This window comes from Bradyrhizobium sp. (assembly GCF_028868675.1).
Taxonomy (GTDB): domain Bacteria; phylum Pseudomonadota; class Alphaproteobacteria; order Rhizobiales; family Xanthobacteraceae; genus Bradyrhizobium.
In genome coordinates, this window is sequence record NZ_JAGWUA010000136.1 from 1 (window position 1) to 13084 (window position 13084).

A 13084-nucleotide genomic window follows, 5' to 3' on the forward strand; every position below is an offset into this window, starting at 1 on the left:
TTCACCGCGCTCTCGAACCAGTTCTTCAGCCTGGACCTGACCAAGACCATGGCCAACCTGCCGGTGACCATCAATAACTTCGTGCAGAGCCCCTACGACAATTGGAAGCAGCTTGCCTGGAGCGGCGCGCTGCTGATCACGCTGACCGTGCTCGCCCTCAACATCACCGCGCGTATCCTTGGCGCCGAGAGGACTTCAGAATGACCGACCTGTCCGTTTCCGTGAATTCCGCCGCCGGTCACGGCGGTCATCTGGCGGCACCGGCGCTGCCGAAAGTCCCGGCCAAGGTGACGGCCCGCAATCTCAACTTCCATTACGGCGAGCACCACGCGCTGAAGAACATCAACCTGACGCTCGGCGCCAACCGCGTCACCGCGTTCATCGGCCCGTCCGGCTGCGGCAAGTCGACCCTGCTGCGCATCTTCAACCGGATGTACGATCTTTATCCGGGCCAGCGCGCCACGGGACAACTGATGCTCGACCAGACCGACATCCTCGATCCCAGCCTCGACCTCAATCTGCTGCGGGCCCGGGTCGGCATGGTGTTCCAGAAGCCGACGCCGTTCCCGATGACGATCTACGAGAACATCGCCTTCGGCATCCGCCTGTACGAGAAGATCTCGAAACCGGAGATGGACGACCGGGTCGAGAAGGCGCTGCGCGGCGGCGCACTGTGGAACGAGGTCAAGGACAAGCTCAACGCCTCGGGGCTCAGCCTCTCCGGCGGCCAGCAGCAGCGGCTCTGCATCGCCCGCACGGTCGCGGTGCGGCCCGAGGTGATCCTGTTCGACGAACCCTGCTCGGCGCTCGACCCGATCTCGACCGCCAGGGTCGAGGAGCTGATCCAGGAATTGTCCGAGAACTATACGATCGCGATCGTCACCCACAACATGCAGCAGGCGGCGCGCGTCTCCGACAAGACCGCCTTCATGTATCTCGGCGAGTTGATCGAGTTCGACGACACCAGCAGGATCTTCACGTCGCCGACCGATCGGCGTACGCAGGACTACATCACCGGCCGCTTCGGTTGAGGAGACGAGACATGGGTTCTGAACACACCGTAAAGGCCTTCGACTCCGACCTGCAGGAGCTCACCCGGCTGGTCTCGGAAATGGGCGGCCTCGCCGAGCGCATGATCGTCGATTCCGTCGATGCGCTGATCCGCCGCGACGTCGCGCTGGGCCAGCGCGTGGTCGCCGCCGACGCCGAGATCGACGCGCTGCAGAAGCTGATCGAGGAACGCTCGGTGCTGACCATCGCCCGCCGCCAGCCGATGGCGGTGGACCTGCGCGAGATCGTCGGCGCCATGCGGGTCGCGACCGACCTCGAGCGCATCGGCGACCTCGCCAAGAACATGGGCAAGCGCGTCGCGGCGCTGGAGACCGACTTCCATCCGCTGAAACTGTTCCGCGGGCTCGAGCACATGACCGACCTCGTGCAGCAGCAGGTCAAGTCGGTGCTCGACGCCTATGCCGCGCACGACCTGCCGGCCGCGCTGGCGGTGTGGAAGGGTGATGAGGAGGTCGACGCCATCTGTACCTCGCTGTTCCGCGAGCTCCTCACCTACATGATGGAGGATCCGCGCAACATCTCGTTCTGCATCCACCTGATATTCTGCGCCAAGAACATCGAGCGGATCGGCGACCATGCGACCAACATCGCGGAAACCGTGTTCTACATGATCGAGGGACAGCAGATCGCGGACAAGCGTCCGAAGGGCGACATGACGACTTTCGCGACGACGGTCCCGAACAGTTGAGGAGAAGGCGACGCCATGGGCGCACGCATTATGGTGGTTGAGGACGAGGAAGCGCTGACCGAGCTGTTGCGCTACAACCTCGAAGGCGACGGCTATGAAGTCGAGACGGTGACGCGCGGCGACGACGCCGACACCCGCCTCAAGGAGCAGGTTCCCGACCTGATCGTGCTCGACTGGATGCTGCCGGGGCTGTCCGGCATCGAGCTGTGCCGGCGGCTTCGCACCCGCCCCGAGACTAGGCAGCTGCCGATCATCATGCTGACCGCGCGTGGCGAGGAGAGCGAGCGGGTTCGGGGGCTCGCCACCGGGGCCGATGACTACATCGTCAAGCCGTTCTCGGTGCCGGAACTGCTGGCGCGGGTGAAGGGCCTGTTGCGGCGCGCGAGCCCCGAGCGGCTCGCCACCGTGCTCGCCTTCGGCGACATCGAGCTCGATCGCGATAAGCGCCGCGTCGCGCGCTCCGGCCGCCCGATCGATCTCGGCCCGACCGAATACCGGCTGCTCGAGTTCTTCCTCGAGCATCCCGGGCGGGTGTTCTCCCGCGAGCAGCTGCTCGACAGCGTGTGGGGCCGCGACATCTACATCGACGAGCGCACGGTCGACGTGCATATCGGACGGCTGCGCAAGCTGCTCAATCTCGGCCGCGAGCAGGATCCGATCCGCACCGTGCGCGGCGCCGGCTACGCGCTCGACGATCGTTTCGCGAAGGCGGCGCGGACGTAAGCTACGCTGCGCCTACAATCACTAGCCGTCGTCCCGGACAAGCGCAGCGAAGCGGAGCGCCGATCCGGGACCTATAGCCACGAAGTGAAGCTGTTGCGCGAAGAAGGTAACTCCGAGTCCCCGTAACCACGCCTGCCGGCGGTTGATGGGTCCCCGCTTTCGCGGGGACGACATCGAGTTTGTTGCGCGGTCGTCGTGATTGCGACGGCGCCGTTCGGCCCAATCAGGTCCAGCTCAGCGCGTGCCGGGCTTGGCCGGAGCGCGGCGGCGGTCGGTGGCCGGCTGGTAGGCGACGCGCGAATGCTGGGCGCAGTAGGGCAGGCCGCTCAGCGCCTTGCCGCCGCAGAAGAAGAAGTCCGGGCTCGAGGGGTCGCCGACCGGCCAGTGGCAGGTCGCCTCGTTGAGCTCCAGCAGCGACAGGCGCTGGCTCATCGGCACCACGTTGTCGTAGGCGATCGGATCGGGCTCGATCTCGACCTCGAAGGCCTGCGCCAGCGCCGTGTTGCCGCGCGAGATCGGGCGGCTCACCCGCATCATGTGCTGGGCGGGGCGCGCCTTGCGGGGCCGCGGCGCGGCCGAGGACGGGCTCTTGGCGCGGCCGGACAGGCCCAGCCGGTGCACCTTGCCGATCACGGCATTGCGGGTCACATTGCCGAGCTCGGCTGCGATCTGGCTGGCCGAAAGCCCGGCCTCCCAGAGCTTCTTCAACTGCTCGACGCGATCGTCGGACCAGGTCAAAACCGTCATCGCACCCTTCCCTTCGTCTTGCGCCGGCCGTTTCCGGTCCGGCGCTGCGATGCCTAAGCCTCAAAAACCCGTGCCCTCAGAATCCCTTGGGGTTCGCCGGCCGCAATGAGTGCGCCCGAACGTGTACGCCGGTGACCAGGACTAAGAGGATTCAGAACCGCTGCACGAGATGTCGTATCTGACAGCCCGAACGCTACAATATGGCGTGACTCCGGCGCAAGAGTCCGCGGTCCCGCGTCCACATGTTCCGTGGCTCGATCTCCGCAAAATCGGCACCGAAAGAATACGGATAATGCCGCTTTACGAGCTCTTCTGACCGGCATTGACACGGGTTGCGCCCCGCATAAGATAGTCTGGCGTGCCGCCCTTAAAAGGCGGCACGTTTCATTTTCCGGGCAGGCCGATGATGCGCCGCGCAATGCGCAAGCCTCGGCGGGCCTTTCAACCGACCGCCAAAGTGACCGTCATGACCAAGAGCGCCGCGACGCATCTGCTTCCCGTTTTCGCCAGGGCCGAGCTCGGCTTCGAGCGCGGCGAGGGCTGCTGGCTGATCGCGACCAATGGCGAACGCTATCTGGATTTCACCTCCGGTGTCGCCGTCAATGCGCTCGGGCATGTCCATCCCCATCTCGTCGCGGCCCTGCAGGAGCAGGCGACGAAGCTCTGGCACATGTCGAACCTGTTCCAGAGCCCGGACGGCGAGCGGCTGGCGGTGCGGCTCTGCGAGCAGAGCTTTGCCGACTTCGTGTTCTTCTGCAATTCGGGCGCCGAGGCGCTGGAATGCGTGATCAAGGTGGTGCGCCGCCATCACGCCGCCAAGGGCCATCCCGAGCGCTACCGCCTCGTGACCTTCGAGGGTGCCTTCCACGGCCGCACGCTGGCGACGCTGGCCGCCACCGGCTCGGCAAAATATCTCGAGGGCTTCGGTCCGCCGATGGACGGTTTCGACCAGGTGCCGCATGGCGACCTCGAAGCCGTCAAGAAGGCGATCGGCCCGCAGACCGCCGGCATCCTGATCGAGCCGATCCAGGGCGAGGGCGGCGTGCGCGCGGCGCCGCCGGCGTTCTACAGGGCGTTGCGCGAACTCTGCGACGAGCGCGGCCTGTTGCTGGCGTTCGACGAGGTGCAGACCGGCATGGGCCGCACCGGCGACCTCTTCGCCTATCGCCGCCTCGGCGTGACCCCCGACGTGATGTCGCTCGCAAAAGCGCTCGGCGGCGGCTTCCCGATCGGCGCCTGCCTTGCGACCGCGGAAGCCGCCTCCGGCATGACGCCGGGCTCGCACGGCTCGACCTTCGGCGGCAATCCGCTGGCGATCGCCGCGGCGAATGCCGTGCTCGATGTCATGCTCAAGCCCGGCTTCTTCGATCACGTGCAGAAGATGTCACTGCTGTTGAAGCAGAAGCTCGCCTCCGTCATCGACCGCCATCCCGACGTCGTCAGCGAGATTCGCGGCGAGGGCCTCCTGATCGGCATCAAGGCCGTGGTGCCTTCGGGCGACCTCGTGACCGCACTGCGCGACGAGAAGCTGCTGACCGTCGGCGCCGGCGACAACGTGGTGCGCTTCCTGCCGCCCTTGATCGTCACCGAGGCCGAGATCGACGATTCCGTGGCGCGGCTCGAACGTGCCTGCGCCGCGATCTCCTCCAGCCAGCCGAAGCGGGCGGCAAGCTGATGAGCCAGACGCCCAATTCCCCGAAGCACTTCCTCGACATCAACGAGCTGCCGCTCTCGGAGCTCAAGAGCATGCTCGCCGCCTCCTCCGCCATGAAGGCGAAGCTGAAGGCGCATGAGAAATCCGCGCGGCCGCTCGAGGGCAAGACGCTCGCCATGATCTTCGAGCGCCCCTCGACCCGCACGCGCGTGTCGTTCGACGTCGGCATGCGCCAGCTCGGCGGCGAGTCGATCATGCTGACAGGCGCCGAGATGCAGCTCGGCCGCGGCGAGACCATCGCCGATACCGCACGCGTGCTGTCGCGTTATGTCGACGCCATCATGATCCGCATCCTCAATCACGACGCGTTGCTGGAGCTCGCCGCACATGCCACGGTGCCGGTGATCAACGGGCTGACGCGGCGCTCGCATCCCTGCCAGGTGATGGCCGACCTCATGACCTTCGAGGAGCATCGCGGACCGATCGCGGGCAAGACGGTGGCCTGGACCGGCGACGACAACAACGTGCTCGCCTCGTGGGCGCACGCCGCCGAGCGCTTCAAGTTCAGGCTCAACGTCGCGACCCCGCCGGAGCTCGCGCCGAAGAAGGCGATGCGCGACTGGATCAGGACGGCCGGCGCCTCCGTCGTACTCGGCACCGATCCGGAAGCCGCCGTGCGCGGCGCCGATTGCGTCGTCACCGACACCTGGGTGTCGATGGGCGACAAGGAGGGCGAGCACCGGCACAACGTGCTCAAGCCCTATCAGGTCAACGCCAAGCTGATGTCGCTGGCAAAGCCCGACGCGCTGTTCATGCACTGCCTGCCCGCCCATCGCGGCGAGGAGGTTACCGACGAGGTGATCGACGGCCCGCAGTCGGTCGTGTTCGACGAGGCCGAGAACCGTCTGCATGCGCAGAAGGGCATTCTGGCCTGGTGTTTTGACGCGGTGGAGTGACTTCGTTCCGCGGATGCTGCGCAGCGCGCCGCCAAGCGGCGTGGTGCGCTGCTGATCCGGGACGCGCGCGCTGCGCGACCCCTTCCATTTCGCCTCTTCCGACCCCAGATAGAGCGCCATGATCTCCCAATCCCCCGACATCGAGACCGGACCCGAAGGTCCGGTCCGCGCGCCGTCCGCCATTCCGGTCGACGATGCCGTGCTGCCCTACGAGGTCGACGCGCTCGACGTGCGCGGGCGCCTCGTGCGGCTCGGACCTGCGCTCGACGACATCCTGACCAAGCACGACTATCCCGCGCCGGTCGGCAAGCTGCTCGGCGAAGCGATCGTGCTGACGATCCTGTTGGGCTCGGCGCTGAAATTCGAGGGCCGCTTCATCCTGCAGGCGCAGACCGACGGTCCGGTGTCATTCCTGGTGGTGGACTTCAAGGCGCCCGACCGCCTGCGTGCCTACGCGCGCTATGACGCGGCAAGGCTCGGCGAGGCCGGCGACTCCGGCGCGCTGCTCGGGCGCGGTCATCTCGCCATGACCATCGATCAGGGACCGGACATGAGCCGCTACCAGGGCCTGGTGGCGCTCGATGGCGGCAGCCTGGAAGATGCCGCCCATGAATATTTTCTGCGCTCCGAGCAGATCCCGACCAAGGTGCGGCTCGCGGTCGGCGAAGAATGGCGATCGAGCGACGGCGGCAAGCACCGCTGGCGCGCCGGCGGCATGCTGATGCAGTTCCTGCCCAAGGCGCCGGAGCGTGCGCGGCAGGCCGACCTGCATCCGGGCGATGCGCCCGAGGGCGCCGCGGTGCACAGCATCGCCGAGGACGATGCCTGGGTCGAGGCGCGCTCGCTGATCGGCACCGTCGAGGACGTCGAGCTGATCGATCCGGATCTCTCCGGCGAACGGCTGCTGTACCGCCTGTTCCACGAGCGCGGCGTGCGTGTGTTCGCGCCGGAGAGTCTGCAGGCGCAATGCTCCTGCTCGCGCGATGCGGTCGCGGCGATGCTGAAGAGCTTTTCCTCCGACGACCGCGCCGCCATGGTCAAGGACGACAAGGTCGTGGTGACCTGCGAGTTCTGCTCCTCGGTCTACCAGTTCACCCCGCACGAAGCGGGTGTGGAAGAGGCGTAGCGCGCCGCATGTGACGGGCGCGTAGGGTGGGCAAAGCGAAGCGTGCCCACCGTTGTGCCGAGATCGTGGATGGATGGTGGGCACGGCGCTTCGCGCCTTTGCCCACCCTGCGGCTTGAAGTGATGGATCACCGGGTCAAGCCCGGTGATGACGAGCGCCGAGAGCAATCGTCAGTTCAGCACCCGCCTCGCCTCGGGGCTGTCGAGCGAAAACGTCGGCACGTCGATCTCGAAGCGTTCGCCGCTTTCGCTGACCATCTGGTAGCGGCCTGTCATGAATCCAGAGGCGGTCGAGAGCGGCACGCCGGAGGTGTATTCGAAGCGCTCGCCGGGCGCGAGGACCGGCTGCTCGCCGACCACGCCTTCGCCCTTCACCTCCTGCTTGCGGCCCGAGGCATCGGTGATGATCCAGTGCCGCGTCTTGAGCTGCACGGTCTCCGCGCCGGCGTTGGTGATGACGATGGTGTAGGACCAGAAATAGCGCGAGCGCTCGGCGGAGGATTGCTCGGGCACGAAGTTCGGCTCGACGGTGACTTCGATCTGGCGGGTGACGGCACGGTACATGGCTGCCATCATAGCCAAAATCCGCTGGGGAACCAACGATCGCGCGCGGCGGGGGCGACATCGTGCCGCCCGATTTCGCATCGCAGGTGTTTCCGGATTTGATCCGGCGGCTTTGCGGGCAGGGGGCCGAGCCGGTACAATTGCGAGCGGCCGCGTCTTGCGCCAGGTTCAGGAACCCATGACCATTGCCGATCAAGTGACGGGATCGACGATCGCCGCGACCGCGGACGCCAAGGCGCGCGCGGCGGTCGCCGCGCCCGCCATAACGCTGCCGGCCGTCGGCGAGCGCGAACTGCGGCTCGATCTGTTCCGCGGGCTCGCGCTGTGGCTGATCTTCGTCGATCACCTGCCGCCCAATCTCTTGACCTGGTTCACGATCCGCAACTACGGCTTCAGCGACGCCACCGAAATCTTCATCTTCATCTCCGGCTACACCGCCGCCTTCGTCTACGGCCGCGCCATGCTGGAGCTGGGCTTCGTGATCGCGGCCGCGCGCATTTTGCGCCGGGTCTGGCAGATCTACGTCGCCCACGTCTTCCTGTTCACGATCTTCCTCGCTGAAATCTCCTACGTCGCGACGAGCTTCGAGAACCCGCTCTACACCGAAGAGATGGGCATCCTGGACTTCCTCAAGCAGCCCGACGTCACCATCGTGCAGGCGCTGTTGTTGCGTTTCCGTCCCGTCAACATGGACGTGCTGCCTCTCTACATCGTGCTGATGCTCGCGCTGCCGCTGATCCTGTGGTCGATGAAGTGGAAGCCCGACGTCACGCTCGGTCTGTCGGTGTTGCTCTACGCCGTGACCTGGGAATACGATCTCTATCTCTCGGCCTATCCGAACGGCTTCTGGGCGTTCAATCCGTTCGCCTGGCAGTTGCTGTTCGTGTTCGGCGCCTGGTGCGCGCTCGGCGGCGCGCAGCGCATGTCGCGCATCCTGGCCTCTCCGGTCACGATGTGGATCGCGATCGCCTATCTGCTCGCCGCGTTCTACGTGACGCTGACCTGGCACGTGCCGCAGCTCGGTCATTACATGCCGAGGCGGATCGAGCAGTGGATGTACCCGATCGACAAGACCAATCTCGACGTGCTGCGCTTCACGCATTTCCTGGCGCTGGCGGCGCTCACCGTGCGTTTCCTGCCGAGGGACTGGCCGGGTCTGAGATCGCCCTGGCTCAAGCCGCTCATTCTCTGCGGGCAGCATTCGCTGGAGATCTTCTGCCTCGGCGTCTTCCTCGCCTTTGCCGGTCATTTCATCCTGGCCGAAGTCTCCGGCGGCCCCGCAATGCATGCGCTGATTAGCCTCTGCGGAATCCTGGTCATGTGGGCCGTGGCCTGGGTGATTTCGTGGTACAAGCGCGTCGCCGACAAGAGCGGTGCGAAGGCCAAGGGCGCCGTCGGCAACGCCGATCTGGCCGGAGGGGGCTGATGAAGGCGAAGGTTCTCCCGAGCCTGATCCTCTTGTGCGGCTGTCTCGCCGCGTCCTTCGCGCGCGCCGAGGACATCCCGCCCGCCGCGCCGCCGTCCTGCGAGGTGCCGGCCTACCTGCTCGCGACCGACAGCCAGCTTCCGAAGGTTGGCGAGGCCATCCGATCAGGCCGTCCTCTCGACATCCTGGTCGTCGGCAGCCGGTCGACGACCATCCCGTCCTCGGAGGAGAGCTCGTATCCGGCGCGTCTGCAGGCGGTCCTGAAGGACAGGCTGCCGTCCGTCCCGGTGCGGGTCTCCGTAGAACTACAGAGCAAGAAGACCGCGGAAGAGGCTGCTGCCGGTTTCGTTAAGCTGATGGAAGCAAAAAGGCCTACCTTGGTGATCTGGCAGACCGGGACCGTGGATGCTATGCGATCCATCGATCCCGACGATTTTCGCGGCGCCGTCAGCGAAGGTGTTGCTGCGCTGCAAAATGCGGGGGCCGATGTTGTCTTGATGAATTTGCAGTACAGCCCGCGGACCGAGACCATGATCTCGGTGCCGCCCTATCTCGACAATATGCGCGTGGTGGCGCAGGAGCATGACATCCCGCTGTTCGACCGTTTCCAGATCATGCGCCAGTGGCAGGACCAGGGACAGTTCGACCTGTTCAGCCCGTCGCACGGCATCGAGCTTGCGAAACAGGTCCATGATTGCCTCGGCCGGGCACTGGCGCAGTTCGTGATCGAAGCAGCGCGTGTCGGGCCGCAGCAGCAGAATTGAGGTCTGGCGTAAATGAGTTCTGACCGCCCTTTTCGCCCGAGCGCATGGCTGGCCGCGCCGATCGCGGCAGCGTTGCTGCTGATGGCTGCCCCGTTCGCGCGGGCACAGGCGCAGGCCGCCGCGCCGGCGACCATCGCGGCCGCCCAACCGGCAGCGCCGGCGGCCTCGCAGCAGAGCGCAGCCGTTGCGGCGCCTGCGAACCAGCCGGCCTCGGGTGACCAGCGAAGCCTCATCGACAGGGTGAAGCAGGTCGCAAAATCGGCCGGCGACATCTTCAACCGCGTGCCGTGCCTGCCCTCGAAGGGCGCGGCGAAATCGATGGGCTCCCTGCCGCACGTTGCGGGCAAGCTCGTTGCCGGTGAGCCGGTGGTGATCGTCGCGTTCGGATCCTCCTCGACCCAGGGTTTTGGCGCGAGCTCGCCCGAATTCAACTACCCCAATCGCCTGGTGGCGCAGCTCCGCCGTCACTATCCAAGCGCCAGCATCAGCATCTTCAATGCCGGCGTCGGCGGCGAGGACGCGCCGGAGATGATGAGGCGGCTGCAGACCGCAGTCCTCGACAGGCACCCCGATCTCGTGATCTGGCAGGTCGGCACCAACGCCGTGCTGCGCAACGTCGAACCGTCCGAGATCGCCAAATTCGTCGAGGAGGGCGTCACGCGCCTCCAGGCCGCAAATACCGACATCGTGCTGGTCGATCCGCAATATTCGCCGGCCGTCACCGCGCGCGGCGAACGCGCCAGCAGGATGGTGAACCTGCTCGGCCGTGTCGCCGAACTGCGCCATGTCGGCATCTTCCCGCGCTTCGAGGTGATGCGTGACTGGCACGAGAAGCAGGCGATCCCGGTGGAGGGCTTCGTCATCTCCGACGGCCTGCACATGAACGACTGGGGCTACGCCTGTTTCGCGCAGCTCCTCGGCGACGACATCATCCGCTCGGTCGGCCAGATCAAGCTCGGCATCAACGTGCCCGCCGACGTGCGCACGTATCGGCCGATGTGAGGTGAGGCGAATGGTGAGTGGCGAATAGCGAATAGGGCCTCATCCACTCGCCATTCGCTCCTCACGCCTTCTCCAGCGCCGCGGCGAGATCCTCGATCAGATCGTCGGCGTGCTCCAGGCCGGTCGAGAAGCGGATGAAGCCTTCGCTGATGCCGAGCGCGGCGCGGTCTTCCGGCTTCAGGCGCTGATGCGTCGTGGTCGCCGGATGCGTCACCAGGCTCTTGGCGTCGCCGAGATTGTTGGAGATCTTTGCGAGCTTGAGCGCATTGAGGACGCGGAACGCCGCCGCCTTGCCGCCCTTCACCTCGAAGCCGACCAGCGTCGAGCCGCCGCGCATCTGCTTCTTCACGAGGGAAGCCTGCGGATGGTCGGCGCGGCCGGGATAGATCAGGCGCGAGATTTTCGGGTGGCTTGCGAGCGCATCGGCGATGCGGCCCGCGGTCTCGGTCTGCGCGCGCACGCGGATGCCCAGCGTCTCCAGGCCCTTCAGCAGCACCCAGGCGTTGAACGGCGAGATCGACGGCCCGGTCTGGCGCATGAAATTGTGGATGTGCTCGGCGATGAAGGCTTCGGAGGAGAGGATGACGCCGCCGAGACAGCGGCCCTGGCCGTCGATGTGCTTGGTCGCGGAATAGACCACGACGTCGGCCCCTAACGCCAGCGGGCTCTGCAGCACCGGCGTTGCGAACACGTTGTCGACGACGAGCCGCGCGCCGCCGGAATGCGCGATCTCCGCGATCGCGGGAATGTCGAGCACGTCGAGCGTCGGATTGGTCGGGCTTTCCAGGAAGAAGGTCTTGGTGTTCTTCCTCATCGCGCGCTGCCACTGGTCGAGATCGAGGCCGTCGACCAGCGTCGTCTCGATGCCGTAGCGCGGCAACAGGTCCTGCACGACATAGAGGCAGGAGCCGAACAGCGCCTTTGAGGCGACCACGTGATCGCCGGCCCTCAGCGGCGCGAGGATGGCGGTCGTCACCGCGGCCATGCCGGTGGCGGCCGAGCGCGCGGCTTCCGCGCCCTCGAGCTCGATCATGCGGCGCTCGAACATCGCGATGGTCGGGTTGGAATAGCGCGAATAGATGAAGCCGGGATCCTCGCCCTTGAACCTCGCCTCGCACTGCTCGGCTGTGTCGTAGACGTAGCCCTGGGTCAGGAACAGCGCCTCCGACGTCTCGCCGAATTGCGAGCGCAGGGTGCCGGAATGGACCAGCCGGGTTTCGGGACGATACTGCGCCGTGGGCGCCGCGGACTTCGACATGTGACCTCCAACATGACCACTCGAAAAATGGTCACAAAAAAACCGGCCTGGATATCTCCACTGGCCGGGATCACACGTGTCCCCGGCCTGTTTAGCGATTTATTTAACGTGGCTGCAAGCCGGCCGGCTCAAATCACCACGGGATAAGTCATGCTCTTATTCCGCCGAACCCTTTCCGTCAAGGCATCCATCGGATAGCGATATCAGGCTCATTTCCGGGTATTTTAGGCGCGATTGACCCTTTCAGAGGACCACCGGTTGACGTTCACGGTTGCCGCCGACGCCAATGGCATCCTGCCCGACCGCATGATCGCGGCGATGGCGGATGGCGGGCTGATCCTGCCCGCCTATCCCTTCGTCGAGAGCCAGATTCAGCCGGCGAGCCTCGACTTGCGGCTCGGCGACATCGCCTACCGCGTTCGCGCGAGCTTCTTGCCGGGCCCCGGCGCCACCGTCGCCGAGCGCATCGACGAGTTGAAGCTGCACGAGTTCAGCCTTTCCGACGGTGCGGTGCTGGAGACCAACTGCGTCTACATCGTGCCGCTCCTGGAGAGCCTCGCGCTGCCGCCGGAGATCGTCGCGGCAGCGAACCCGAAGAGTTCGACCGGCCGGCTCGACGTCTTCACCCGCGTGATCGCCGACGGCACCCGCCGCTTCGACATGATCGGCGCCGGCTATCACGGCCCGCTCTATGCCGAGATCAGCCCAAAGACGTTTCCGGTGCTGGTGAGCGAGGGCTCGCGGCTGTCGCAGGTGCGCTTCCGCACCGGCGACGCCATCCTGGGTCTCGACGAGCTCGAAGCCCTGCACGCGGCCGAGCGGCTGGTCGACGTCGACGACGCCGATCTCACCGGCGGCGTCGCGGTTTCCGTCGATCTCTCCGGCGAGAAGGCCAACGGTTTCGTCGGCTATCGCGCCAAGCGCCACACCGGCGTGGTCGATGTCGATCGCCGCGCCGGCTACGCGATCGAGGACTTCTGGGAGCCGATCGCGGCGCGCCCCGACGGCAGCCTCATCCTCGATCCCGGCGAGTTCTACATTCTCGCTTCGAAGGAGGCGGTCCAGGTACCGCCCGACTACGCCGCCGAGATGGTGCCGTTCGATCC

General features: G+C 66.1%; 13 protein-coding genes, 1 pseudogene and 1 riboswitch. Of the genes and pseudogenes, 11 read left to right on the forward strand and 3 right to left on the reverse strand.

Annotation, left to right across the window (positions count from 1 at the left end; translation table 11 throughout):
* The 4 genes and pseudogenes from KGM94_RS17325 to phoB form a co-directional block, all read left to right on the forward strand.
* Positions 1-204, forward strand: a pseudogene (locus tag KGM94_RS17325) (phosphate ABC transporter permease PtsA); the annotation flags it as partial.
* Positions 201-1031 (forward strand): phosphate ABC transporter ATP-binding protein PstB, encoded by an 831-nt coding sequence (gene pstB / locus KGM94_RS17330; RefSeq protein ID WP_300261802.1) that lies wholly within the window; start codon positions 201-203, stop codon positions 1029-1031. The pseudogene KGM94_RS17325 and the gene pstB, both read left to right, overlap by 4 nt.
* 11 nt (positions 1032-1042) lie before the next feature.
* Positions 1043-1759, forward strand: a complete 717-nt coding sequence (gene phoU / locus KGM94_RS17335) for a phosphate signaling complex protein PhoU (RefSeq protein WP_300261805.1) — start codon at positions 1043-1045, stop codon at positions 1757-1759.
* A gap of 15 nt (positions 1760-1774) precedes the next feature.
* On the forward strand, positions 1775-2482 hold the full coding sequence (gene phoB / locus KGM94_RS17340) for a phosphate regulon transcriptional regulator PhoB (protein ID WP_300261809.1): 708 nt from the start codon (positions 1775-1777) through the stop codon (positions 2480-2482).
* A gap of 234 nt (positions 2483-2716) precedes the next feature.
* On the opposite strand, the gene KGM94_RS17345 is transcribed toward phoB, so the two are convergent.
* Complete coding sequence (locus KGM94_RS17345) at positions 2717-3229, reverse strand: GcrA family cell cycle regulator (RefSeq protein ID WP_300261812.1); 513 nt, start codon at positions 3227-3229, stop codon at positions 2717-2719.
* A 466-nt stretch (positions 3230-3695) separates the two neighbouring features.
* Between KGM94_RS17345 and KGM94_RS17350 the strand changes: the two genes are divergently transcribed.
* The 3 genes from KGM94_RS17350 (at position 3696) to KGM94_RS17360 (ending at position 6965) form a co-directional block, all read left to right on the forward strand.
* A complete protein-coding gene (locus KGM94_RS17350; RefSeq protein ID WP_300261815.1) occupies positions 3696-4904 on the forward strand; it encodes an aspartate aminotransferase family protein in 1209 nt (402 codons plus the stop codon).
* Positions 4904-5839, forward strand: coding sequence for an ornithine carbamoyltransferase (gene argF, locus KGM94_RS17355; RefSeq protein WP_300261819.1), 936 nt, complete (start codon positions 4904-4906; stop codon positions 5837-5839). The genes KGM94_RS17350 and argF overlap by 1 nt, the downstream gene beginning before the upstream one ends.
* A gap of 118 nt (positions 5840-5957) precedes the next feature.
* Complete coding sequence (locus KGM94_RS17360; protein WP_300261822.1) at positions 5958-6965, forward strand: Hsp33 family molecular chaperone; 1008 nt, start codon at positions 5958-5960, stop codon at positions 6963-6965.
* A gap of 170 nt (positions 6966-7135) precedes the next feature.
* Here the strand turns inward: KGM94_RS17360 and apaG are convergent, their stop codons facing one another.
* Positions 7136-7528 carry a Co2+/Mg2+ efflux protein ApaG gene (apaG, locus tag KGM94_RS17365; protein ID WP_300261841.1) on the reverse strand — a complete coding sequence of 131 codons (393 nt, stop codon included), beginning with the start codon at positions 7526-7528 and terminating at the stop codon, positions 7136-7138.
* Between the two features lie 178 nt (positions 7529-7706).
* On the opposite strand from apaG, the gene KGM94_RS17370 reads away from it, so the two are divergent.
* From KGM94_RS17370 to KGM94_RS17380, 3 genes are read left to right on the forward strand one after another with little or no spacing between them, the layout of a single operon-like run.
* Positions 7707-8954, forward strand: coding sequence for an OpgC domain-containing protein (locus KGM94_RS17370; RefSeq protein WP_300261825.1), 1248 nt, complete (start codon positions 7707-7709; stop codon positions 8952-8954).
* On the forward strand, positions 8954-9718 hold the full coding sequence (locus KGM94_RS17375) for an SGNH/GDSL hydrolase family protein (RefSeq protein ID WP_300261828.1): 765 nt from the start codon (positions 8954-8956) through the stop codon (positions 9716-9718). The genes KGM94_RS17370 and KGM94_RS17375 overlap by 1 nt, the downstream gene beginning before the upstream one ends.
* 12 nt (positions 9719-9730) lie before the next feature.
* The gene (locus tag KGM94_RS17380; RefSeq protein WP_300261831.1) at positions 9731-10720 is read left to right on the forward strand and encodes an SGNH/GDSL hydrolase family protein; all 990 of its coding nucleotides are present in this window, start codon (positions 9731-9733) and stop codon (positions 10718-10720) included.
* 61 nt (positions 10721-10781) lie between these two features.
* On the opposite strand, the gene KGM94_RS17385 is transcribed toward KGM94_RS17380, so the two are convergent.
* A complete protein-coding gene (locus tag KGM94_RS17385; RefSeq protein ID WP_300261834.1) occupies positions 10782-11978 on the reverse strand; it encodes an O-succinylhomoserine sulfhydrylase in 1197 nt (398 codons plus the stop codon).
* 70 nt (positions 11979-12048) lie between these two features.
* Positions 12049-12128: riboswitch (SAM riboswitch) on the reverse strand.
* A 108-nt stretch (positions 12129-12236) separates the two neighbouring features.
* On the opposite strand from KGM94_RS17385, the gene KGM94_RS17390 reads away from it, so the two are divergent.
* A partial coding sequence (locus KGM94_RS17390) for a 2'-deoxycytidine 5'-triphosphate deaminase (RefSeq protein ID WP_300261838.1) occupies positions 12237-13084 on the forward strand: 848 nt, incomplete at its 3' end.

Coding starts and splice junctions, on each gene's coding strand:
- pstB (WP_300261802.1), top strand. CDS start 201: ATGACCGACCTGTCCGTTTCCGTGAATTCCGCCGCCGGTCACGGCGGT.
- phoU (WP_300261805.1), top strand. CDS start 1,043: ATGGGTTCTGAACACACCGTAAAGGCCTTCGACTCCGACCTGCAGGAG.
- phoB (WP_300261809.1), top strand. CDS start 1,775: ATGGGCGCACGCATTATGGTGGTTGAGGACGAGGAAGCGCTGACCGAG.
- KGM94_RS17345 (WP_300261812.1), bottom strand. CDS start 3,229: ATGACGGTTTTGACCTGGTCCGACGATCGCGTCGAGCAGTTGAAGAAG.
- KGM94_RS17350 (WP_300261815.1), top strand. CDS start 3,696: ATGACCAAGAGCGCCGCGACGCATCTGCTTCCCGTTTTCGCCAGGGCC.
- argF (WP_300261819.1), top strand. CDS start 4,904: ATGAGCCAGACGCCCAATTCCCCGAAGCACTTCCTCGACATCAACGAG.
- KGM94_RS17360 (WP_300261822.1), top strand. CDS start 5,958: ATGATCTCCCAATCCCCCGACATCGAGACCGGACCCGAAGGTCCGGTC.
- apaG (WP_300261841.1), bottom strand. CDS start 7,528: ATGTACCGTGCCGTCACCCGCCAGATCGAAGTCACCGTCGAGCCGAAC.
- KGM94_RS17370 (WP_300261825.1), top strand. CDS start 7,707: ATGACCATTGCCGATCAAGTGACGGGATCGACGATCGCCGCGACCGCG.
- KGM94_RS17375 (WP_300261828.1), top strand. CDS start 8,954: ATGAAGGCGAAGGTTCTCCCGAGCCTGATCCTCTTGTGCGGCTGTCTC.
- KGM94_RS17380 (WP_300261831.1), top strand. CDS start 9,731: ATGAGTTCTGACCGCCCTTTTCGCCCGAGCGCATGGCTGGCCGCGCCG.
- KGM94_RS17385 (WP_300261834.1), bottom strand. CDS start 11,978: ATGTCGAAGTCCGCGGCGCCCACGGCGCAGTATCGTCCCGAAACCCGG.